This is a genomic window from Nostoc sp. C057, assembly GCF_013393925.1.
GTDB classification, from domain to species: domain Bacteria; phylum Cyanobacteriota; class Cyanobacteriia; order Cyanobacteriales; family Nostocaceae; genus Nostoc; species Nostoc muscorum_A.
This window is the reverse complement of the sequence record NZ_CP040281.1, coordinates 3,356,971-3,378,497: the sequence shown is the minus strand read 5'-3', so window position 1 is coordinate 3,378,497 and position 21,527 is coordinate 3,356,971. Positions and strand designations below refer to the sequence as shown.

Genomic DNA, 21,527 nt, shown 5'->3' with positions numbered 1-21,527 from the left:
TTCTATGCATCTTCATAGAGAATTGGTATTACGCACTCAAAATCTAAAACCCCCTTAAAAAAGCTTGGGTCTTTATCTTGTGCGATCGTAAAAGTATATGCTACTATCAATACTCGTGTGGTTAAGGACGTATAGCTCAGTTGGTTAGAGCGCTACGTTGACATCGTAGAGGTCACTGGTTCGAATCCAGTTACGTCCATTTTTGTTATACATTCACGAATTGTTGAATGTACAACAAAACCAAATTGGTTCATGGTGTATTGCAATCCCAGCAAGTGGAAACATTTGTAGCTAGCCAGCACCTATATTTTACCACAGATGCGTAGGCGTACCACTTCGTGGAAGTAAGCTACGCGTAGCGTCTTGTAGAGAAGCCCGTCGCAGGCATCGCTCCCAATTCTTGGTAACTAGAGAGAGGGTTAAAATAAGTCCTATATAAGTTTGCAGGAACATCAATTTTTTGTGGGATGAGAGTAAAGTGAGCTTTAAAGGAGTATTTATGTCACAGTTGGAGCAAGCACTGCCAGACACCTTTGTAACCAAAAGCTTAGAAATCCCCAATATTTTCGACCAGGTTGAGGCTCTAGCTAAAGACTTTGCCACCCGTGCAGGCGCACACGATAAAGAGGGTTCCTTTCCCTTCGAGAATTTTACAGCTTTGTCTGAGGCAAAATTACTCAGCCTCACCATTCCCCGTGAATTAGGTGGTGAGGGTTTAGGGCTATCAACTATCTGCCGAGTCATTGAAGGGATAGCACGTGGCGATGCTTCAACTGCGCTAGTACTGACGATGCACTATCTCCAACATGCCAATGCAGCCCGTAGCCGTCGCTGGCATCCAGAAGTATATAAAAAGTTGTGTCGTGAATCCATTGAAGGCATTGCCCTGATCAATGCCGCCCGTGTTGAACCAGAGTTAGGAACCCCAGCTAGAGGCGGATTACCTGCCACAATTGCCGAACGGACAACAGAGGGTTGGCGTTTAACAGGCCACAAGCAATACACTACGGGTAGTCCCATCCTCAGTTACTTTGTAGTTTGGGCGCGGACAACTGAAGATGAACCACAAGTTGGCAATTTTTTGGTTCCGCGCGATTTGCCCGGTTTGCAAATTGTCGAAACCTGGGATCACTTGGGGATGAGAGCTACAGGCAGCCACGATCTGATTTTGGAGAATGTATTAATTCCCTTAGAGTACGCCCTGAATATCAGTCCCATATCTGCTGCGCCATCACTTGATCCACTGATTTCCACTTGGGGCAGTTTGACAGTGAGCGCTTTATATCTCGGTGTGGTTACCAGTGCGCGAGACTGGCTGGTTAAATATCTTTGGGAGCGATCGCCTTCTAATCTCAAAGAACCGCTAGCAACTCTACCACGCTTCCAAACTGCCGTAGGTGAAATAGAAGCACTGCTATTTGCTAACAATAGATTAATTTATAGTTTGGCTCAAGATATTGATCGGGGCGATTACGATCCTAACGTCGGATTACAGGCACAAGCTGTTAAATACCTTACTACAACTAACTCAATTCGTGCTGTGGAGATTGCCTTGGAACTAACTGGTAATCCTGGTATGTTAAAAAGAAATCCTTTAGAGCGACACTACCGTGACGTTCTGTGCAGCCGCATCCATACACCACAAAACGATGTTATTTGTCAGTCATTAGGGAAGTCGGCACTGAAAGTCAAGTAGTGGAGGAGTGGGGCAACAATTCTCATAATGAGAATTGCTGTAGAGTTTGAGATATACCAGATCATACTCTCCAGAAAAGCTCTATGGTTGCTCTACCTGGTATTGCCATCCAAGACAAAATCTACAAAAGTTCTAATTCTTTAGTATATGGGGGCATCAGAAACGATGGAGTAGCGATCGCCATAAAATTACCCGGCGTTGCAGGCATTGTACACAAGTGTTCGGGTATCGCCCTTGAACATTTCCTATGTATTTTCTAGTACATTACTAGCCAGTTGTGGTGAAGCGATGACCGAGCGCTGTGGGTTGGCTGCTGAGTTCTTCTACAGCGTTGGGTCAACAACTGGCGATTTGTCTGTTCTGTTGATATCTCATTTAAACGGCAATTCAGAGAAAAGTTATGCCAAATTGCCAGAACTTTTGAACGTGGCATCTTCACTTCAACTTTTTCTTCAAGAAGAAGTGGAAAGAATTGATGGGTGAACCTGTCGGTTAAATTAAGCCTTGGTGTAATTGAAAATATTGTAGAGTATAGAATTGCCCTAAGTATTTTCCTACCCAACTCACCCTATGACTACCGCACCCTTAAGCTGGGAAGAACTAGAAGCCCTTACGGACTATCAAATAGATACCGTTAATGGTCTCACCAATGCTAAAGCCCGGTTGCGCTTGTTTGGGAAGCCAGAATCTGATGTGCGGGTAACGCTGTACCGTGATAACCATGCCTGGTGTCCTTACTGTCAAAAAGTTTGGTTATGGTTAGAGGAAAAACAGATCCCCTACCGCATCGAAAAAGTGACAATGTTCTGCTACGGGGAGAAAGAAAGTTGGTACAAACGTAAGGTACCGTCAGGAATGCTCCCTGTGATCGAGCTAGATGGACGGATTATTAAGGAAAGCGATGACATTTTGATCGCTTTGGAAAAGGTTTTTGCTCCATTGAACCAAGGGATGGAAGACCGCATGGTGCTTCCTCTACGTCAATTAGAACGACTATTATTTAGAGCCTGGTGCGCTTGGCTATGCTCTAAAGCCGGTTCCTCTCAACAAGAACAACGCAACCGAGAACAATTTATCGCAGTGGTGGCTATGGTCGAGGAGGCTCTGGGCCGCACCCCAAGCCCTTACTTTCTAGATAGCTTTGGCATCGTCGATGTCATTTTTACGCCATATCTCGAACGGATGAATGCGAGCCTTTACTACTACAAGGGCTACTCCCTGCGATCGCAAAACTCCCACTTGAGCGCATGGTTTGCGGCAATGGAAACCCGACCGACCTACTGCGGTACCCAGAGTGACTTTCACACCCACGCACATGATTTGCCGCCCCAAATGGGGGGCTGTTGGGAAAACGGCGAAACCCAGATGCTTCTCAATAAAGCACAGGTGGATAATGGCCCCTGGTTTGGGCTACCAGATGTTGCTTATCCAGAACCCGAAAACTCCCGCATGGAAGCTCTTAAGCGAACCATCGAGCATCGCATCAATATTATCCGAGTCAACCCCTTAGATGATAAATTGTTTGATCAAGCGCTACGTTGTGCTTTAACACACATGATGACAGGTGAAGACTGTGTACCTCCATCGGGAGCTGATGTCGCTCTCCGATATTTGCGCGATCGCATTAATGTACCGCGAGATATGTCCATCTACGCAGCCAAGCGATTGAGGGAATCCCTGGAAAAAACCGCAGCCCTTGCAGGTGATGGGCAGCCAGACCCCATTCCCACTAAGCATCGACGAGATCAAGACCCGTCTAACTTTGTCATCAAGTAAGATTCAGCACTCATCCTGCCAGATCGCGCTCCTTTCTCTTAAAAACTACGGTGTACACACAAGTCTTTAAGTGTTGCGCCACAGGCTTTTGATCCCCCCACCCCCCTTTTTAAGGCAGAGCAAAAAGCTCTCAAAGTCCCCCTTTTTAAGGGGGATTTAGGGGGATCTACGACGATTTTAGTTTTCTAGAAAGATGTGTGTACACCGTAGCTCTCAAAAATGAGCCAATCTTGAGTAACTTGTTAAGATTTTGATCGCGCCAACTTTTTCACCTCTGAGTATTGGGTGATGTTTTTCAAGAAGGCTGCAACGCTTTTAGCTGTGCCCGTAACTGGGCAATTTCTTGAGCCATATCCATGACCATTGCTGCGCCTACGAGATTTAGCCCCAAATCTTGACGCAAGCGTTGGATTTGAGCAATTCGCGCAATTTCTCGTGAGTGTAGCATTGAGCCTTTCGGTTCGATCAATCCGAGTTGCACAAATTGCTCAATTACAATCGTTGAAGTTTGGGTAACAGAGGCTGCATACTCAAACGTATAAAGGCGATCGCCTTCATGGGAAACAACTGTACTGGAGAGGCTAAACTCGCTCATAACGTTACTCCTTGTAATGCAGTACGTGGATTAAAGCTGCTATTAGCCTGAATCTTTTCATAGCAATCCCGCTCAATTTTGCTTAACTCTTTCGGAGACACGATCTGAAGTTTCACAATTAGGTCAGTTCGCCCGCCTTTTGGTTGCGTCCAGCCTTTTCCTCGCAACCGCAGCGATTGACCGGAACGCACGCCTTTCGGAACGCTCAATGTGACGCTACCCTCTGGTGTTGGTACTTGAATTTGAGCGCCTAAGACCGCTTCATCTGGACGAATAGGAACTTCGCAGGTTAAGTTGTCACCCGAAAACTGAAAAAACGGATGGGGAAGCACCTCGATTGTGAGATACAAATCACCTCGCTGTTGAGAAAAAGGGCTAGAGCGACCTTTACCTTTAATGCGAATTCGACTACCCGGTTTAGCACCTGCGGGAATCCGAACGTTAATGGTTTCATCATCCAACTGCAACCGCTTTTGAACGCCATGAAACGCTTCCGAGAAGGAAAGTGCGATCGCAGCTTCGGTATCGGGTGCTGGTGCTTGGCTGCGAAATGAGCCAAAGTCATCAGGCTGCCTAGTCGAGGTGCGGTAATAAGTTTGTTTTGTTCTTGTCCTATCCCCTAAACCACCCAGCAAATCATTGATAAAGTCATCAAAGTTGCTATATTGGCCAAAATTATCTGCATAGGTGCTAGTTCCTCTAGGAGAAGTACCGCTAACCTCCGCTTGCTTCCAGTACTGCCCAAAAGAGTCATATTTTTCGCGCTTTTCTGGGTTTGATAAAACTTCGTTGGCTTCATTGATGTCTTTGAATTTTTCCTCGGCTTCTGGATTGCCGGGATTCACATCAGGATGATATTTGCGGGCAAGTTTGCGGTAAGCTCGCTTAATTTCGTCAGAAGTTGCAGTTTTGCTAACTCCCAAAATGTTGTAATAATCTTTGAAATCACTTGCAGTTGGCATGATTCGATACTTATAATCCGACTATTCTGCACTCGGAACGTCTTTTGTCAGTGTCATTGTTGAGTTGTTGAAAGTCGGTAGTCTCCAGTGGTTGTAATGCAGGCTTTAGCTAACAAAATCGGCATCAATCACATCGTCATTGTTTTGTCCTGTTGGCTGATTTCTTGGATTAGGATTGCTAGTTGCTGCGTTAGCTTGGGCGTAAACGGCGCTACCGATTTGCATGAGTGCTTGTTGAAGATTGGTAGTGAGCGATCGCATTTGCTCGTAGTCTTCTCGCTCAATTGCCGATCGCAACTCGTCAATCAATTGTTGCGCCCGACTTTTATCTGCTTGAGAAACTCGACCATTCAAGTCTTGCAGTTGTTTTTCTGCCTGATAAACCAGCGAGTCCGCATTATTTTTGGTGTCGATTTGCTCGCGGCGTTGGCGATCTTCTTGGGCATGAGTTTCTGCATCTCGTACCATGCGTTCCACATCGCGTTTATCCAGCGTTGAAGCGCCTGATATTGTAATCGATTGTTCTTTACCAGTGGCACGATCTTTAGCAGTTACCGATAGTAACCCATTTGCATCGAGGTCGAATGTCACTTCAATTTGAGGTACTCCACGCGGAGCTGGAGGAATGCCATCGAGCCGAAACGTACCTAAACTCTTATTGTCTGCCACAAGTTCCCGTTCTCCTTGCAGAACATGAATTTCGACATTCGACTGGCCATCGGCGGCGGTTGAAAACGTCTCGGATTTCTTCACCGGAATCGTCGTGTTACGGGGAATAATTTTTGTCATCACCCCGCCCATCGTTTCCACCCCTAAAGAAAGCGGTGTTACATCTAGCAGCAGCACATCCTTCACTTCTCCCGCCAGTACTCCACCCTGAATTGCTGCACCCACAGCAACTACTTCATCCGGGTTCACTCCCTGATTTGGATCTTTGCCTGTGATGCGTCTAACGAGTTGTTGCACAGCGGGAATTCGGGTGGAACCGCCTACTAGGACAACTTCATCAAGATTGGCATTGTTCAGATTGGCATCGTTGAGAGCTTGCTCAACTGGAATGCGGCAGCGATCGAGCAAGTCAGCGCAGAGTTTCTCAAACTCCGCCCTAGTTAAGGTTATATCCAAATGCTTTGGCCCCTCTTGAGTTGCCGTGATGAAGGGGAGATTAATCGTTGTTTGGGTAGCGCTGGAGAGTTCAATTTTGGCTTTTTCTGCGGCTTCAGTTAACCGTTGCAGGGCTTGCTTATCTTTGCGTAAATCAATACCTTCGTGGCGCTGAAAATCATTTGCAACATAATCAACAATCTTTTTATCAAAGTCGTCACCGCCTAAATGGGTATCCCCACTCGTGGCTTTGACTTCAAACACACCTTCTCCAACTTCTAGAATCGAAACGTCGAACGTGCCGCCCCCTAAGTCAAAGACTAAGATTGTTTCATTGCCCTTTTTGTCTAAACCATAAGCAAGTGCCGCCGCCGTAGGTTCGTTAATGATGCGGAGTACTTCTAGCCCGGCAATTTTGCCTGCATCTTTGGTTGCTTGTCGTTGCGAATCATTGAAGTAAGCAGGCACAGTAATGACTGCTTGCGTAATGGGTTCTCCTAGATATTTGCTGGCATCATCTGTAAGTTTTCGCAAAACTTGAGCGGAAATTTCTTCAGGTGCAAATTGTTTTTTGAGCGCCGGACAATCGAGTTTGACGTTGCCATTGCTATCACGAACGACTTTGTAAGAAACCTCACTCGCTTCGTGGGTGATTTCATCGTGTTTGCGTCCGATAAACCGTTTGACCGAGTAGAACGTGTTCTCTGGATTCATTACCGCCTGTCGTCGAGCAATTTGACCAACCAAACGTTCGCCTGTTTTTGTATATGCAACTACAGAGGGAGTGATGCGTTGTCCTTCTGCATTCGCAATCACGAGTGGTTGTCCGCCTTCGATGACTGCAATACAAGAGTTAGTTGTCCCTAAATCAATTCCAACAACTTTTGCCATAACTTTCGATTCCTCTCATCAGATTTTGAGCTGCTGATTGTAGTTATAAGAAACTTCAGTAGTATTAAAAGCTCAACTTGTAACTAATAGTTCTCCGACAGATTGTCTTGTTCTTCTTTAAGGAAACTATTCAGAAATTTTCTGTGCATCAACCGATAGAAAGACAAAAAAGTATCCAGTATATATATTTTTGGCATTAACGTTGTGAGTTATACATTCGGATCGGACAAGTGAGCGTTGCTGCGTAAAGATGCGATCAAATCAGTTTGGCTAACATGGGCTTTTTTCAGGTTATTTAATTGAATTTCGCCATCTTGAATTAGAATTAGCGAGTTACCAGTGATGATTTGACGGAAACTGTGGGAGCGATCGCTAATCAAACCAAAATACCCACCAGCACAAAACTTACACCTATGGTTCCCAAAAATCGTGTCGAGCCATTAATTGCACGGCTCAACAGAGAGCTGGAGGTAGTACTAATAGCCAGTTGATATTGTCCCCCAACTGTTGATTCATCTGATATTTATTCAATCTCTATTTCCCAAGGTTCTCCTTTATTATCTGGTGTAAAAAGCTGAATTTTGGACTTGTTAGAAAATTGCTTCAACTGTTTGATGAACTGTGGAATAGCATCAACAATATGCAGATAGCTTTCTATGTCATAGCAGATAATGATTAACATCAGAGGACTAGTATTTATTTTGAAATACCAGTGACAATTTGATAGTAAAACTCGCATAAGTGGGGAACAGGCTTGATAAAATCGCCTACAAGTAGCTTCTTCTAGTTGCCTGTAAAATAACTCGTTAAGTATAGTTGCTCCAGTTGGAGGCAGATCATCTGCGGGAAGAAGGGATTTATTCATAACACGAAATTAGGCATTGTGAATTAGTTTTTCTATTAATCACTGATAACTCAGGATTTACCAGCCTTACTTAGCACGAAGATTTTTTGGAGTATTGTGTAGTAAAAAAAGGTTGGCGAAGCAATTTTTTACTAATGCTACCTCCATTTTTTAAACACTTAGGACTTACGCAAAAACCCTTTAAAACTCTCATTCCTCAGTGACCTCTGCGGTAGCCTGCGGCAAGCCACTTTGTGTCTACGTTTTTCGTTACTCGTGCGTAAGTCTTAACACTATCAAGTGCAATACTTGCTCTAGGAAACGGCGTTTGTCAAAAATTCCCTGAATCAGCACCTCTAGTTCAGTTGCGCCCTTGGAAGCAAAATCCTCACGATTGATTGTGTGCTAGGGTAAAAACTCTTGCCATTCCAAGGTTAATATATGGACTTATGCCTGATTTTGGTAAGCAATAATTAGGGCTGTAGTGTAAAAAAGCTTCAGTCTCTGTTGAGAGTAATACTGGATTCGCCGATAACCTTTGCTTGGATGAATCGAGACAATAACTGCTAATCTGTTTAGTGCTTAATCTTTGCTTCAGCCTCTAAAAACAGATTGCCAATATCAAACAAAAACTGCATAGTACCTCGATAGCCAACTTTGGTAAATTGACTGTGATCTAAGCGGTCACAAATAGGAATCCCTTGACGGTAGAGAGGAATTTTTAAGCGTTGAGCGATCGCTACTCCATGAGAGTTGGTAATCAGCAAATCAGATCCAACCGCCAGTTGTTCAAAGTCTTCCAAATCGCCAATAGTGACGCTAGGAATCGGCAGTTTTTCTAACAGAGGAAAGCGTGTTGTTGTTACTGCTGCGTGAATCTGAACTCCTAGCGATCGCAAAAAAGAAACTGTTGACCAAAGTAAATCCGGTTCCAGCGCCAAAGCAACTCGCTTGCAGCCAAAGTAAAAGTGATTCTCCAACATCACATGTTTTAGCTGACGGCGTTGACGGCGGTATTTCTCCGGTACGCTGACACCACTGATATCTGCCAATGCTTGCAAGAATTTATCTACTGCTAGTAGTCCCGTCAGTTCACTAAATACTTCATAGGGTATATTGAATCTCCGATCCAAAATTTGCGCTGCACCTCGCATACTCTCACCTAGTGCCAAAGTGAATACAGAAGTGCCAATTGAGCGCAATTGTGCCAATGTAGTGCCATTACAGCTAATGGCACTAGAAGAATCTTCTATATGACTATCTAGTACACCAGAAAGGTCAGGTACAACAATAGGTTCAAGTCCAAAAGAGGTGACAATCTCTTTGATTTCCTGTACATCCCCTGGTGTGAAAGCAGAACTCGCTAAAATGGTGATTTGTGTAGGACAAGCATCTTGCTTGGAGCTTTTTTGGGGAATTTCCCTGACTATACTTTCGACTGCGCCAGCAAAGCCATCCTGTAATGTACCTTTGAAATCAGGTGTAGAGACAAGCACAATTGGTAAATAATCCAGTTCTGGGTGACGGTGGCGAATCTCTTTAACAAAGCGCCCCATATCATCGCCTCTGGTTTCCACGAGTCCAGTACTACAAAGACCGATAATTTCTGGCTTGGATCTCTGCACCAAAGTCAAGATTGCTTGTTCAACCCTTTCCTCGCCACCCAAAATGGTTGCAACTTCTGTCATTGCCGTACTGGAAAGGGGAATCGTCTGACGGAAATGCTGTACTAATACTGCCTTCGTCAAAGCAGTACAGCCTTGTGAACCGTGTAACAAAGGCATTATTCCCTTTAACCCCAAAAAGGCTAAAACTGCACCTACAGTCTGGCTTTGCTTGAGGGGATTAACTGCAACAGATGTACTCGTAACGCTAATAATCGCCATTAGATGTTCTCCTCTGGAGAATTTCCTGTTTCCCACGGGGCTGGTTGAGATACTTGCTCCCACACAGGGGTGTAAAAAGCAGCATAGAGTTCTCGTGCTACCTCTAAAATTCCCATATAGCCTGCATAGGCATGGTTGCGTTCTTGATTAACGTCTAGGAATGGAATCCTAGCAGTAAGAGAGGTGTCTTGATGGTGTTTATCAGCAATTAACATATCAGCTTGATTTGCGTTAATTATCTGTAAAATTTCTTGAGGACTATTTTGCTCTAGAATTATGCCATCTTGATCCAGCAAAGTTTTGACTCTAATTCTATCCTCCTCAGTATTATTATTAGTACTAATAGCAATAACTTCCATTCCCAATTTCCTAGCAGCAAAGATAATCAACCAGCTCTTGAAACTTCCAACAGAAAGGAGAACCCGCTTACCTTGTAATTGGGTGATATAAAGAGCGAGTTTTTCATCTATTGCAGAAGAGACTGCTGCAATTAGCTTTTCTGTACGTTCTTGTAAACTATAATTACCCAACTTGTCAGCAATATTTCTTAGACATTGATTGATTTGCTCTATCCCGTAAATAGACTCTTCAATATAAGGAATGCCATATTGTTTTTCCATCCTTTTAGCCATATTGATTAGTGCTTTGGAGGAGAGTAGCACGTTAAGTTTGGCGCGATGGGCATAGCAAACTTCTTTGTAGATAGCATCGCCTGTAATTTTTGCCAAAACTCTAATACCTAATTTCTCCAACAACGGTAGAACATTCCATATTGCACCTGCAATATTGTATTCACCAATTAGGTTGATATCATAAGGTGTAGTTGTATCTGGTTCATCTGTTCCAATAACGTGTAAAAGCATTGCTTCACCAGCAACACGGTTGCCCAAATTTTGGTTCCCAATGAATCCAGGGCAATGTACAGGGATAGTGGGTATTCCTGTTTTCTCGGTGGCATCTTTGCAAACTCCCTCGATGTCATCCCCAATCAAAGCGGTGATGCAAGTGGAATAAACAAATACCGCCGCAGGTTTGTAGCGTCTTTGTAATTCTAAAATGCCTTTGTACAGCTTTTTGGCTCCACCGAAGATGATATCGTTCTCATCGATGTCACTGCTAAAGCGTATCTTGTACAGCATCGAACCAGATGAGAGACTGCTGTAACTTCCCCAAATACTGGCAGCACAGCCACTTGGCCCGTGGACTACATGAGCAGCATCAGTGATTGGTACAAGAGTAATCATTGCACTATCAAAAGCGCAACTCCCTTGAGTAGTTCCAGGTTGGGGTAATTGTGTGGAAGACTTTTTTTTCTTTTGTATCTGCTGCTGACGAGCATCTTCAGAATTAGAGTCACTGAGTGAATCGTTGGTTTTTCCTGGCGTGGGATTCATTTGTTTGGTGACAATAGGTAGAAATTTTTAGATATTAGCTGAATTCCCAAAGGCTGAGGAGGATTTTCATTTATTCACCGTGGTATCTAAAGATGGATAAAAGGGAAAGAGAAAGAGAATTTACCATCCCCTAAAACATAAACATCATCTAGGTTAGAGAAGGAGAAAACAAAAACATGAACTAGACTATTAAATTATTAATGTTGTCCTGTACACGTTAGTTGATTAGTGTTAACACGGTGAAAAAGAAACGCGCAGAGTTAAGATTAGCTATTCGACTACCTCCATTTTAAATGATTGGTGAGAAGGTGGGCGAGAATAGCCCACCTAATATTTACTTTGTATTTAGCACCTGATTCTGAAGAATAAGCTTACTTCTTCTCGCTACCGGAAACTATTTCTACGTTTCCTTTTTTGAGTGCTTCTAGTGCTTCACCTTCAACATCTTCTTGTTTTTTAGCTGCGTCTACTTGGCTAATTAGTTTCGCAGCATTTTCTTCACTTTCAAGGATACCGAATTCAATCAACAAATCTTCTAGCTCATCCATCTCGATGGGTGTGGGAACGGCGAGATTTGTATTGTTGATAATCTTGTCTGCTAATGTACGGTATTCATGAGCTTGCTTGCTGTCGGGTGCATACTCGTTCACTGTCATCCGCCGCAATTCGGCGTGTTGCACGATATTGTCACGGGGGACAAAGTGAATCATCTGGGTACTTAATCTGGCTGCAAGGGTGCTAATCAGTTCATCTTCCCGGTCAGTTTTGCGGCTGTTACAAATTAGCCCACCCAAACGTACCCCACCAGTGTGAGCATATTTGAGAACGCCACGAGCAATGTTGTTAGCTGCAAACATCGCCATCATTTCACCGGAGGTAACGATGTAGATTTCTTGGGCTTTACCTTCACGAATTGGCATAGCGAAACCACCACACACAACGTCGCCCAACACGTCGTAGGATACGAAATCTACATCTGAGTAAGCGCCGTTTTCTTCAAGGAAGTTGATAGCAGTGATGATACCCCGACCGGCGCAACCAACACCAGGTTCTGGCCCACCTGATTCTACACATCTGATATTTCGGAAGCCAGTTATTACCACTTCTTCGAGTTCAATATCTTCCACAGCGCCCCGTTCAGCAGCTAAGTGCAATACTGTGGTTTGGGCTTTACAGTGCAAAATCAATCGGGTAGAGTCAGCTTTGGGGTCACATCCGACAATCAAGATGCGTTTACCCACTTCTGCCATCGCAGCTAGGGTATTTTGGGAAGTGGTAGATTTACCAATACCACCTTTACCGTAAAAAGCAATCTGTCTAATTTTTTCGTCGGACATGATAATTTATCCTGCAATTGTTTGTTTAGTGGGTCTGTCGATTCATGAAGCGATGCCTACGGCGGTAAACTACGCACTTTGTGCCGGAGGTACTCGCATTGTAAAATTACAGCACTGGCTTTATGTAGAACGTTGTTGGAGGCGCTCGTTCTACAGCAAAAAGAGCCCGAATCCCAGGGCAAACGCATCTAAAGTATAAGAATCCTTTAATAGCAAGGGTTTTGGCGTTTTTTAATTTAGCCTATTTTTTCATCAAGATCCTTGCCCAGCAAGGGTTTCAGAAATCCCGTGCGTTCGCCCTGGCCCGAATCCAGAACATATTCAAGTTTTGGTAAGTTTTCGTTGGCCATTAGTCATTGTTTTTTCTGACTAATGGCTAGAGCAATAAGACATCACTCGAGGAATATTGCAAGTATTACCATCCGCTCACTCAAATGATTTCTTTAGCGGTAGTAGTACCAATTGGAAAAAAGAAAGCTACATATTCCAAGCTGGAAAAATTACGAATTCAGCATTATCAGTTGTTGTAATTCTCTGAAGGTTGCTCATACCTAAAGAGTGGTTGCAGCAGGAATTTCAATTTACGCCAAGTATTCCTTTAAGCACACAACCAACCATTGCAATCCACTCTAAACAGTCGCTACAACTTCCCCGATTTTGCTGATATCGTAACCGCCGAGAATTTCAAATTGTGAGTGAACCATCCGATGTCCCAAAGTACTGAGCAATTGCTGTACAGGTGCTTCTTCTAAATATTCCTTGAGAATCACCAAATCATATCGTGACTGATGTAAAGGGATAAATCCCAGCCCAAAAGCGGTAGCTACAGATGCCGTACTCATACCAGCATCAGCAATTCCTAATCCTACAACTTGGGCAACGTCCTGGTGACTTTTGAATACATTGTCAAAGCCCTGAACAGCATCGAATGGTATCTGTTCTTTGTGGAGTGTTTGTTCCAAAAGCATCCGACTACCAGAACCGATTTCACGGTTAACAATAGTCGCTCCCCCAGCAACTAAGTCAGTCACTGTTCTAATTCCCATAGGGTTTCCAGGCTTCAACAAAAGTCCCTCTTCCCAAACACCAAGGGTAATCAGAACTGCTTCCCTCCCAGCCAGAACATCTCGAACAAAGGGAGTATTATACTCACCAGTTTCAGGATCGTACAAATGCATCCCAGCGATGTGCGCCTCACCTCTGCATAGACTGTGCAATGCAGCCATGCTATTGGCGAAGTTATATTGGACTCGCAGTTGGGGATGCCAGCGTTCGGTGGCTCTTGCCCATAGTGAAATCACAGGGGCACAACCAGCAATCACAACGGTGTTGTGAAGTGTGTCGAGATTATCGTCTAGTAGCCTGACTCGAACTTTACTTGTACCTATTTGGCTAGTACCTTCTCCATCAGCCGGAATCATATCTTGACGAAAAGCATCCTTACCAATCAAGGGATAAGCTATCCATTGTCCTCCTACACGAGCCACGCTAACTCGTAGTTGCTGACCGTTAGGAGCAGGTTTGGCAAGGACGGCTTCGATTTCAGGTAAATCACGCTCTAACCAGAATAGATCCTCAACTTGACAGCCAAGCGCTTTGGCCAAGCGAAGTGTTATGGCAACTGAGGGAGCATATAATCCCGACTCTACACCACTAATAGTCTGACGAGTCACACTAGCGATGTTAGCCAAATCTTGTTGGCTCATACCTAAGCGAGTTCTAATCGACTTCAAGTTATTACGGAGATCACTATCCTGCTTCATTGGCTTTGTCTCTTAGTTTCAAAAAGCCGTAGCGGATTTAAACATTGCATCTGCCAAGGCGAAAGTCTGGTCTTTGAGTTTATATCATTTCTCTCTGACGACTTTTTGTGCTTTCGCTATCTTGATTCCCTATACAAAAAGACTATCACAGAAATTGCAAGTTTGCTTGCGAAGCGCAAATTATTTTTGCAATTGGTTGTTTTTTAGCTGCTATTATCGCTCAAAAGCCCCAAATTCCTATAAACACAGCATTTGTCTAGTAAGAGAAATTTACCAATTTTATTGGTAGAAGTAGCGTTTGATACAGTTTTAGAGATTATTTTCAGCTTTGATGCTTGATAGACGAGTAATAAAAGCCGTAGAAAACATACCAATCAATTTCGTACTTGGGGATGAATTTTACCCTGACTAAAAATTACCAATTTGACTAGAGTGAATATGCACATAGCATCAGCAAAGAATTGCTGTTTTAATTGGTTGCACAATTAGGTATTTACCAAAGTATGCAACAGATGATAGATGACATGAGATTACTATTCTTAGGAAGAAAGCAATGATTACTGAAGAAGACTTAACCCAGCAATTTAACGTAATTATTGAACACACTCACCCACAGGTATGGAAACTGTTAAGCCAATGTTATGTGAAGGTGATAAATCCTCATCCTCACTTAACAAGAGTGAATATAAAAACGTGTATCCGTCATGCAAAATACATTGGAATTTACTGCCCTGATAGACTAATTAGTGCTGTCGTAGAACAAAAAAATCTCATTAGAGAAGTAGCAGAATATTTGGGTCTAGTTGAGGTTGTTTGCTTGAATGCCAATAACTTGATGCGCGATCCACTCTCAAATCTCAAGCAAGCTTATCCCCAGTTGTGGTTAGACTTGTTGTGGATTGTCACTCAAGAACAAGAACTCTAGCTATTATCGACAGATTTTTGTGCAATCTTCTATCTGGAAAAACCGTAATTACCAATCTTCACCGCAGCTTTGTTACATCAAAGCAATCTAATGGAGGCGATCGCCTTTTTCACTGATTAATTCACCACAGACACTTCTGACAATTTGTAGAAACTCTCGTAAAACAGGTGTCATATCCTCTTGTCGCCACACTACAGCCGTTTCTACTAATGGTGTTTTTTCTTCTAAAGTGCGATAAACTACACCAGCCCTTTGAAGATTTTGCAAAGAAGACGGTACGATCGCAATCCCCATTCCTGCTGACACTAGCCCGATAATTGTCTGCATTTGAATTGCTTCTTGAGTCACTTTTGGGCTAAAATTTCCTTGCTGGCAAAGACTCAGGATTTGATCGTAAAGTCCGGGGCCCAAATGGCGGGGGAACATAATAAAATTTTCGTCTTTTAGCGATCGCACTGAAATATTTTCTTGTCTGGCTAAGAAATGAGTTTCTAGCAAAGCTAAAATTAGTCCTTCTTGCTGAATACATTCTTGATTAAAAGTGTTGTCTTCTAAAGGTGGATGGGCAAAACCTACATGGATGCGGCGATTGAATAGCGCTTGTTCTTGCTGAGTTGTCGTTAATTCCTGTAATACTAACTCCACCTCTAGAAAATGTTCTCGAAACCGCCGCAAAATCACAGGCAGCAAATCGTAAGTTACCAAGCTCGTGAAACCTACTCGTAGTAGTCCTTTCTCACCCCTACCTGTCCGTTGAGTCAGATCAATTGCCTTGGATAGTTGAGCGAACAACTGATAAGCTTCTTGCAAAAATACTTGTCCGGCTTCCGTTAGCTGCACCTGTCGTTTGGTTTTGCGTTGAAAAAGTTCCACCCCTAATTCTGCTTCTAGCTGCTGAATTTGCTGGCTTAAGGGCGGTTGAGCAATGTGAAGTCGCTCTGCGGCTCTACTAAAGTGCAGTTCTTCAGCTACAGCAATGAAGTAGCGCAGGTGTCGCAGTTCCATAGTTTTGATATTTTATAAGTCTCAAATATTCATAAATATATATTGGACATCTCAAAAGTTGCTATCTATGATACTCATACATGCAAGTTAGAGGATGATGTAACTATGTCGGAGAATTTGAGAAGCCAAGTTGTAACGCAAGGAGTGCAGCGATCGCCAAATCGAGCCATGCTGCGTGCAGTTGGTTTTAAAGATGAAGATTTCAACAAAGCCATTGTCGGTATAGCCAACGGTTACAGCACCATCACTCCCTGCAATATGGGGATAAATCAACTGGCGCAAAGGGCAGAGGTGGGGATTAAAACCGCCGGAGCGATGCCACAAATGTTTGGCACAATTACCATCAGCGATGGGATTTCGATGGGAACAGAAGGGATGAAATATTCCCTCGTGTCGCGGGAAGTCATCGCCGATTCCATTGAAACCGCCTGTACTGGACAAAGTATGGATGGTGTACTAGCCATTGGGGGTTGTGATAAGAATATGCCAGGGGCAATGCTAGCGATCGCCCGGATGAATATCCCTGCAATATTCGTTTACGGTGGCACAATTAAACCCGGTCACTACAACGGACGCGATTTAACCGTTGTCAGTTCTTTTGAAGCTGTTGGTCAATACAGCGCTGGAAAAATTGACGACAAAGAATTATTAGAAGTCGAAAGTCGCGCTTGTCCTGGCGCTGGTTCCTGTGGGGGAATGTTCACAGCTAACACCATGTCTTCAGCATTTGAAGCAATGGGAATGAGTTTGCCCTATTCTTCCACAATGGCAGCCGAAGATGCCGAAAAAGCCGACAGCACCGAAAAATCAGCCTTTGTGTTAGTCGAAGCCATCAAAAAACAAATCTTACCTCGCCAAATTATCACCCGCAAATCTATAGAGAATGCCATTTCTGTGATTATGGCGGTGGGTGGTTCGACCAATGCCGTATTGCATTTTTTAGCGATCGCTCGCGCCGCTAATGTAGAGTTAACCCTGGATGACTTTGAAACAATCCGCGCCCGTGTTCCTGTTTTGTGTGATTTAAAACCAAGTGGTAAATATGTCGCTACAGACTTGCACAAAGCTGGTGGCATTCCCCAAGTCATGAAGATGCTACTCGTGCATGGCTTATTGCATGGTGATAGCCTGACCATTAGCGGGCAAACCATTGCAGAGATATTAGCAGACATCCCCGAAGAACCATCCGCCAATCAAGATGTGATTCGGACTTGGAGTAACCCAATGTATGCTCAAGGACACTTAGCCATCCTCAGAGGTAATCTGGCAACGGAAGGGGCTGTTGCCAAAATTACTGGCGTGAAAAAACCAGTAATTACTGGGCCTGCACGGGTGTTTGAGTCGGAAGAAGCTTCTTTAGATGCAATTTTGGCGGGTAAAATTCAAGCTGGTGATATTTTGGTTATCCGCTACGAAGGGCCTAAGGGTGGCCCTGGAATGCGAGAAATGTTGGCTCCCACCTCCGCAATTATCGGGGCTGGTTTGGGTGATGCGGTGGGATTAATTACCGATGGGCGCTTTTCTGGCGGTACTTACGGGATGGTGGTTGGTCATGTTGCTCCAGAAGCCGCAGTGGGTGGTGCGATCGCTCTTGTAGAAGAAGGCGATAGTATTACGATTGATGCACCTGCTCGTTCATTGCAGTTGAATATCTCCGAAGAAGAATTGGCCCGTCGTCGTGCTAATTGGCAACCCCCCGCTCCACGTTACACCAAAGGCGTGTTGGCGAAATATGCCAAACTGGTATCTTCTAGCAGTCTTGGGGCTGTAACAGATTTGGATTTGTTCAAATGATATATAGATCGGGTAATTGATACAGAGTTTTAAGATTGCAGAAAATGTAGTTAGCCTAAACTACAATACATTTGTACTAGCTTATCTCTGCAACAATTATGGCAGTTAAACCTATTCCATCCGGTTATCATACTGTTACACCGTATCTTTTTGTCGAAGGAGCAGCAACCCTAATCGAGTTTCTCAAACAGGGATTTGCAGCCAAGGAAATTCGTCGTACCCTACATCCAGAAGGTAGCATCATGAATGCTGAAGTCAAAATTGGCGACTCAGTAATAATGGTGAGTGAAGCAAGGTGTGAATTTAAGCCGATGCCAAGTTCTATTTACCTATATGTTGAGAATACGGACACAACTTATGACAATGCTCTCAAAGCAGGTGCTATCTCAATGATGCAGCCAAATGATGAATTTTGGGGCGATCGCCATGCGGCTGTGAAAGACCTAAACGGAAATTATTGGTGGATTGCGACTCATCAAGAGGATGTTTCATCCGAAGAGATCGAACAACGAATTAAAGTCTTGTTTGACAGCAAAGAAGAAGTCTAACTTGGCATCCCAACTAGGTAAGTATGACTTGAACAAGAAAGTGGACAACCTCTCTCTTTCTTGTTCAAATCACAACAGAATTAAGAGACTCCTTAGTTCAATCAAGCCTTAATCGTCAACACATTGGCTTTGATACAGTGAGTAAAAAACGTTTTTAATTTTTAATTTTTAATTCCGCCTTACGGTGACTAGGAGGTTGCTGATGAAACCTAAAGTTGTAATTACCCACTGGGTTCATCCAGAAATTATTACAAACTTAAGTGAATATTGTGAGGTAGTTGCAAATCCAACTAGAGAGACTTTACCGCGTGAAGAAATTCTCAAGTTGGCGCAGGACGCTGAAGCTTTGATGGTTTTTATGCCAGATCAAATCGATGAGGCGTTTCTGAAAGCTTGTCCAAAATTGAAGATTATCGCCGGAGCATTGAAAGGTTACGATAACTTTGATGTTGATGCCTGCACTCGTCAAAGTGTTTGGTTCACCATCGTGCCTAGCTTATTGGCTGTGCCAACAGCTGAGTTGACCATTGGACTGATCATCGGGTTAGCCCGTCAGATGTTGCCAGGCGATCGCTTAATTCGTCAAGGCAAGTTTGCAGGTTGGCGGCCCCATCTATACGGCGTGGGATTAGCAAACCGAACACTGGGAATTGTTGGTATGGGGAGTCTGGGGCAAGCTCTTGCTCAACGGCTTTCCAGTTTTGAAATGAACTTAATTTACAGCGATGCGATGCCTTTACCCAAGGAAAAAGCAGCAGCTTGGTGTTTGTCACAAGTTTCTCTAGATACGCTATTGGCAACCAGTGATTTTGTTGTGCTGATGGTTCCTCTGCAACCAGAAACGTTTCATTTGATAAATGAGACATCTTTAGCACGGATGAAACCAGGGAGTTTCTTAATCAATCCGTGTCGCGGCTCAGTAGTTGATGAACAAGCGGTGAGCGATGCTTTAGGCTCTGGATATTTAGCGGGTTATGCAGCTGATGTGTTTGAACTAGAAGATTGGGCGCGTAGCGATCGCCCGTCGAAAATTCCTCCATCTCTGTTAGAGAAACAAGACCAAACTTTTTTTACTCCCCATTTAGGATCTGCGGTGGATGATTTACGATATGACATTGCTATAGAAGCATCTCAAAATATTTTACAAGCTTTACAAGGTCATTGTCCTCAAGGAGCAATCAATTGTCCAAGCTGAGAGCTTTTCGCCGCCATCCAAGAGGCCCAAAGATTGCTCAACCAAAACGAACTTATATTAAGAACAAACCCCATGTCTCAACTGCTAAGATTTTAGGCCAGAAAACACAGAACATTAACACACCTTGAAAGGGCTAATCCTATAGTATTAGATTTTACTAATTAATCGGCGAGATTCAAGCCAGTGTAATTATCGAGAAAGAGAGAAGGGAAATGTTGAAGAAAAAACTTTTACCCACAATGCCAAGAAGTCAAGAAGTCTATTTTTTACTAACCCAAGCAAGATCGGAAATTCTCGAAAAAATTGCGTTAGATATTGCTCTAATTAAGGCTGACCAAGGAAGTCCTGTTTGCCAAGTTCGACACCGCAGTGTCTGAGAATGTTATATGCTGTTGTGACATGGAAATAAAGATTTGGTAAAACAAAATAGAACAGATATGGCATTCCTTCAAAAGAGAGAGTATTGTCACGCATTTGTAGGGTAATTTCTCTTTCTTCTGAACCGTCAATTTGTTCAGGTTTAAACGTATTTAAATGAGAGATAGTTTTTTGAATGCGGTCAATAAGTTGAGGAAATGTAGTTTCATTGTCCTCGAATTTAGGTGGTTCTATAAGAGCTAGCCGTGCGGCACCTCTATTTACTATGTCAGAGGCAATTTGCACTTGTTTTGATAATGGAAACATATCTGGGGATAGACGACTATTAATCAACACAGAAGGATCTATTTTTTTAGTTTCAGCATAAGCAGCACCTTTTTCAAGAATGTTTGTAAGGTTATTCAGTGTGCGAATAGACACGGGTATTAAAGCTTGGTACATTGAAATGGTCATTGAAATTTCTCCAGAAAAAGTTCAAACGACTTTGAGCCGCCCATCTAATATTAGGGGGTATTGACTGTGATGTTGTGTCAAAGAATATGGAACCAAATTTAGTCACAGATCCAAAGATACTGAATGTTTTGAACGAACTCATACAACTCTGGACGATCTTTCATCGCCCCTTTCTCACGCCATCCATCCATTCATTCCACTGTGGCGCATCTGTAACCAGTTGAGCAAATTTGTCATATTCACATTCTCAAACTTCAGCATCACGCTGCGACACTCACCACTCTTGCCCAAAGTATTGCCCATCTTCTCCAACAGCGATGGCGCAAGCGCCCGCCGTAGGCGATCGCCAGCCGCAAGCAGAGGCTAAAAATACTTTTAAAACCTCAAAGTGAGAAAATTTAGAACTTAGGTTTTACTTGGGTTGCCACAATGGAGTGATATAAAGGTTTTCAGCAGCAGATACGGCATTTCTAGCCTACGCCGGTACGGTTTACACCCCTTTGATTTTTGTAAAGCCATCGTAATATTTATTTATATAAAGCAATATTTGCTTACATAAGCAAACTCAAATAAAAGAGTAGGTAATAAAAGCGATGAATCAACCCATTGAATTATCTTTAGAACAAGAATTTAGCCTTAGAACTTTCTCTGATCAAGTGCAGCAGATGTCCCGTGAACAAGCTCAAGAGTTTTTGCTGATGCTGTATCAGCAGATGATGATAAGGGAAAAGACTTACCAAGAATTGCTCAAACATCAGTGGGAAGTTGGTTCAGGTTCAATCTTGGGCTAAAACAAACCTTGCTCCCGTTACTTTAAGCGACGGACAAGATAACGAACACAAAATTGTCTTTTTCAAGGGCAAGGCAATAGAGATTATTTGCTTCCAAAAGAGGAAACTGTACAATAACCGACTCACAGTAACAGTTTTGATGGAACAGTGAACTACTTTGACCTACACAGCAAAGAGCCAATCGCACACC

21 protein-coding genes and 1 tRNA gene are annotated in these 21,527 nt (G+C 43.4%); 10 read left to right on the top strand and 12 right to left on the bottom strand.

The features are described 5' to 3' along the window. Positions 1 to 125: 125 nt before the first annotated feature. The 5 genes from FD724_RS14700 (at position 126) to FD724_RS14680 (ending at position 3,472) form a co-directional block, all read left to right on the top strand. A tRNA-Val gene (locus FD724_RS14700) sits at positions 126 to 199 on the top strand. Between the two features lie 300 nt (positions 200 to 499). Next, positions 500 to 1,696, top strand: a complete 1,197-nt coding sequence (locus FD724_RS14695; RefSeq protein WP_179073132.1) for an acyl-CoA dehydrogenase family protein — start codon at positions 500 to 502, stop codon at positions 1,694 to 1,696. A gap of 83 nt (positions 1,697 to 1,779) precedes the next feature. Further along, a complete protein-coding gene (locus FD724_RS14690; RefSeq protein WP_179073131.1) occupies positions 1,780 to 1,956 on the top strand; it encodes a hypothetical protein in 177 nt (58 codons plus the stop codon). Continuing rightward, positions 1,931 to 2,179 (top strand): hypothetical protein, encoded by a 249-nt coding sequence (locus FD724_RS14685; protein ID WP_179073130.1) that lies wholly within the window; start codon positions 1,931 to 1,933, stop codon positions 2,177 to 2,179. Before FD724_RS14690 ends, FD724_RS14685 begins: the two co-directional genes overlap by 26 nt. An 87-nt stretch (positions 2,180 to 2,266) precedes the next feature. Beyond that, positions 2,267 to 3,472: a glutathione S-transferase family protein gene (locus tag FD724_RS14680; protein WP_179073129.1), complete on the top strand. Its 1,206-nt coding sequence runs from the start codon at positions 2,267 to 2,269 to the stop codon at positions 3,470 to 3,472. A gap of 295 nt (positions 3,473 to 3,767) precedes the next feature. Here the strand turns inward: FD724_RS14680 and FD724_RS14675 are convergent, their stop codons facing one another. The 9 genes from FD724_RS14675 to FD724_RS14635 form a co-directional block, all read right to left on the bottom strand. Next, a complete protein-coding gene (locus FD724_RS14675; protein WP_114081567.1) occupies positions 3,768 to 4,067 on the bottom strand; it encodes a chaperone modulator CbpM in 300 nt (99 codons plus the stop codon). Then, the gene (locus FD724_RS14670) at positions 4,064 to 5,029 is read right to left on the bottom strand and encodes a DnaJ C-terminal domain-containing protein (RefSeq protein ID WP_179073128.1); all 966 of its coding nucleotides are present in this window, start codon (positions 5,027 to 5,029) and stop codon (positions 4,064 to 4,066) included. Before FD724_RS14670 ends, FD724_RS14675 begins: the two co-directional genes overlap by 4 nt. Positions 5,030 to 5,134: 105 nt before the next feature. After that, positions 5,135 to 7,024 carry a molecular chaperone DnaK gene (gene dnaK, locus FD724_RS14665; protein WP_179073127.1) on the bottom strand — a complete coding sequence of 630 codons (1,890 nt, stop codon included), beginning with the start codon at positions 7,022 to 7,024 and terminating at the stop codon, positions 5,135 to 5,137. A 209-nt stretch (positions 7,025 to 7,233) separates the two neighbouring features. After that, entirely contained in the window at positions 7,234 to 7,404 is a 171-nt protein-coding gene (locus FD724_RS14660; protein WP_179073126.1) for a YetF domain-containing protein, read from the bottom strand. 143 nt (positions 7,405 to 7,547) lie between these two features. Next, positions 7,548 to 7,889: a hypothetical protein gene (locus FD724_RS14655; RefSeq protein WP_114081563.1), complete on the bottom strand. Its 342-nt coding sequence runs from the start codon at positions 7,887 to 7,889 to the stop codon at positions 7,548 to 7,550. A gap of 554 nt (positions 7,890 to 8,443) precedes the next feature. Then, positions 8,444 to 9,754, bottom strand: coding sequence for a nitrogenase iron-molybdenum cofactor biosynthesis protein NifN (gene nifN / locus FD724_RS14650; protein ID WP_179073125.1), 1,311 nt, complete (start codon positions 9,752 to 9,754; stop codon positions 8,444 to 8,446). Next, complete coding sequence (gene nifE, locus FD724_RS14645; RefSeq protein WP_179073124.1) at positions 9,754 to 11,148, bottom strand: nitrogenase iron-molybdenum cofactor biosynthesis protein NifE; 1,395 nt, start codon at positions 11,146 to 11,148, stop codon at positions 9,754 to 9,756. The genes nifN and nifE overlap by 1 nt, the downstream gene beginning before the upstream one ends. A 371-nt stretch (positions 11,149 to 11,519) precedes the next feature. Then, positions 11,520 to 12,485, bottom strand: coding sequence for a nitrogenase iron protein (nifH, locus tag FD724_RS14640; RefSeq protein WP_179073123.1), 966 nt, complete (start codon positions 12,483 to 12,485; stop codon positions 11,520 to 11,522). Between the two features lie 629 nt (positions 12,486 to 13,114). After that, the gene (locus FD724_RS14635) at positions 13,115 to 14,248 is read right to left on the bottom strand and encodes a substrate-binding domain-containing protein (protein ID WP_179073122.1); all 1,134 of its coding nucleotides are present in this window, start codon (positions 14,246 to 14,248) and stop codon (positions 13,115 to 13,117) included. A 553-nt stretch (positions 14,249 to 14,801) separates the two neighbouring features. On the opposite strand from FD724_RS14635, the gene FD724_RS14630 reads away from it, so the two are divergent. Then, complete coding sequence (locus tag FD724_RS14630) at positions 14,802 to 15,173, top strand: hypothetical protein (protein WP_179073121.1); 372 nt, start codon at positions 14,802 to 14,804, stop codon at positions 15,171 to 15,173. An 87-nt stretch (positions 15,174 to 15,260) separates the two neighbouring features. On the opposite strand, the gene FD724_RS14625 is transcribed toward FD724_RS14630, so the two are convergent. Continuing rightward, positions 15,261 to 16,178 carry a LysR family transcriptional regulator gene (locus FD724_RS14625; protein ID WP_179073120.1) on the bottom strand — a complete coding sequence of 306 codons (918 nt, stop codon included), beginning with the start codon at positions 16,176 to 16,178 and terminating at the stop codon, positions 15,261 to 15,263. Positions 16,179 to 16,283: 105 nt separating this feature from the next. Here FD724_RS14625 and ilvD point away from each other — a divergent pair, with 105 nt between their 5' ends. The 3 genes from ilvD to FD724_RS14610 all read left to right on the top strand — a co-directional run bounded on the left by ilvD (position 16,284) and on the right by FD724_RS14610 (position 19,715). After that, positions 16,284 to 17,972 carry a dihydroxy-acid dehydratase gene (gene ilvD, locus FD724_RS14620; RefSeq protein ID WP_179073119.1) on the top strand — a complete coding sequence of 563 codons (1,689 nt, stop codon included), beginning with the start codon at positions 16,284 to 16,286 and terminating at the stop codon, positions 17,970 to 17,972. A gap of 98 nt (positions 17,973 to 18,070) precedes the next feature. Next, positions 18,071 to 18,520: a glyoxalase/bleomycin resistance/extradiol dioxygenase family protein gene (locus tag FD724_RS14615; protein WP_179073118.1), complete on the top strand. Its 450-nt coding sequence runs from the start codon at positions 18,071 to 18,073 to the stop codon at positions 18,518 to 18,520. 202 nt (positions 18,521 to 18,722) lie between these two features. Beyond that, a complete protein-coding gene (locus tag FD724_RS14610; protein WP_179073117.1) occupies positions 18,723 to 19,715 on the top strand; it encodes a phosphonate dehydrogenase in 993 nt (330 codons plus the stop codon). A 324-nt stretch (positions 19,716 to 20,039) separates the two neighbouring features. Here the strand turns inward: FD724_RS14610 and FD724_RS14605 are convergent, their stop codons facing one another. Continuing rightward, positions 20,040 to 20,546 (bottom strand): DUF1993 family protein, encoded by a 507-nt coding sequence (locus FD724_RS14605; protein WP_163939579.1) that lies wholly within the window; start codon positions 20,544 to 20,546, stop codon positions 20,040 to 20,042. Between the two features lie 174 nt (positions 20,547 to 20,720). After that, positions 20,721 to 20,849 (bottom strand): hypothetical protein, encoded by a 129-nt coding sequence (locus tag FD724_RS40895; protein ID WP_256874565.1) that lies wholly within the window; start codon positions 20,847 to 20,849, stop codon positions 20,721 to 20,723. A gap of 290 nt (positions 20,850 to 21,139) precedes the next feature. Between FD724_RS40895 and FD724_RS14600 the strand changes: the two genes are divergently transcribed. Next, positions 21,140 to 21,337: an NblA/ycf18 family protein gene (locus FD724_RS14600; protein WP_163929712.1), complete on the top strand. Its 198-nt coding sequence runs from the start codon at positions 21,140 to 21,142 to the stop codon at positions 21,335 to 21,337. Positions 21,338 to 21,527 lie beyond the last annotated feature (190 nt).

Bases quoted from the DNA above. Each gene is read 5' to 3' on its own strand.
- FD724_RS14605 (WP_163939579.1), bottom strand. From the start codon at position 20,546: ATGACCATTTCAATGTACCAAGCTTTAATACCCGTGTCTATTCGCACA.
- ilvD (WP_179073119.1), top strand. From the start codon at position 16,284: ATGTCGGAGAATTTGAGAAGCCAAGTTGTAACGCAAGGAGTGCAGCGA.
- FD724_RS14680 (WP_179073129.1), top strand. From the start codon at position 2,267: ATGACTACCGCACCCTTAAGCTGGGAAGAACTAGAAGCCCTTACGGAC.
- FD724_RS14610 (WP_179073117.1), top strand. From the start codon at position 18,723: ATGAAACCTAAAGTTGTAATTACCCACTGGGTTCATCCAGAAATTATT.
- dnaK (WP_179073127.1), bottom strand. From the start codon at position 7,024: ATGGCAAAAGTTGTTGGAATTGATTTAGGGACAACTAACTCTTGTATT.
- FD724_RS14655 (WP_114081563.1), bottom strand. From the start codon at position 7,889: ATGAATAAATCCCTTCTTCCCGCAGATGATCTGCCTCCAACTGGAGCA.
- FD724_RS14695 (WP_179073132.1), top strand. From the start codon at position 500: ATGTCACAGTTGGAGCAAGCACTGCCAGACACCTTTGTAACCAAAAGC.
- FD724_RS14635 (WP_179073122.1), bottom strand. From the start codon at position 14,248: ATGAAGCAGGATAGTGATCTCCGTAATAACTTGAAGTCGATTAGAACT.
- FD724_RS14670 (WP_179073128.1), bottom strand. From the start codon at position 5,029: ATGCCAACTGCAAGTGATTTCAAAGATTATTACAACATTTTGGGAGTT.
- FD724_RS14600 (WP_163929712.1), top strand. From the start codon at position 21,140: ATGAATCAACCCATTGAATTATCTTTAGAACAAGAATTTAGCCTTAGA.
- nifN (WP_179073125.1), bottom strand. From the start codon at position 9,754: ATGGCGATTATTAGCGTTACGAGTACATCTGTTGCAGTTAATCCCCTC.
- FD724_RS14675 (WP_114081567.1), bottom strand. From the start codon at position 4,067: ATGAGCGAGTTTAGCCTCTCCAGTACAGTTGTTTCCCATGAAGGCGAT.
- FD724_RS14625 (WP_179073120.1), bottom strand. From the start codon at position 16,178: ATGGAACTGCGACACCTGCGCTACTTCATTGCTGTAGCTGAAGAACTG.
- FD724_RS14690 (WP_179073131.1), top strand. From the start codon at position 1,780: ATGGTTGCTCTACCTGGTATTGCCATCCAAGACAAAATCTACAAAAGT.
- nifH (WP_179073123.1), bottom strand. From the start codon at position 12,485: ATGTCCGACGAAAAAATTAGACAGATTGCTTTTTACGGTAAAGGTGGT.
- FD724_RS14630 (WP_179073121.1), top strand. From the start codon at position 14,802: ATGATTACTGAAGAAGACTTAACCCAGCAATTTAACGTAATTATTGAA.
- FD724_RS14615 (WP_179073118.1), top strand. From the start codon at position 18,071: ATGGCAGTTAAACCTATTCCATCCGGTTATCATACTGTTACACCGTAT.
- FD724_RS40895 (WP_256874565.1), bottom strand. From the start codon at position 20,849: ATGGGCAATACTTTGGGCAAGAGTGGTGAGTGTCGCAGCGTGATGCTG.
- nifE (WP_179073124.1), bottom strand. From the start codon at position 11,148: ATGAATCCCACGCCAGGAAAAACCAACGATTCACTCAGTGACTCTAAT.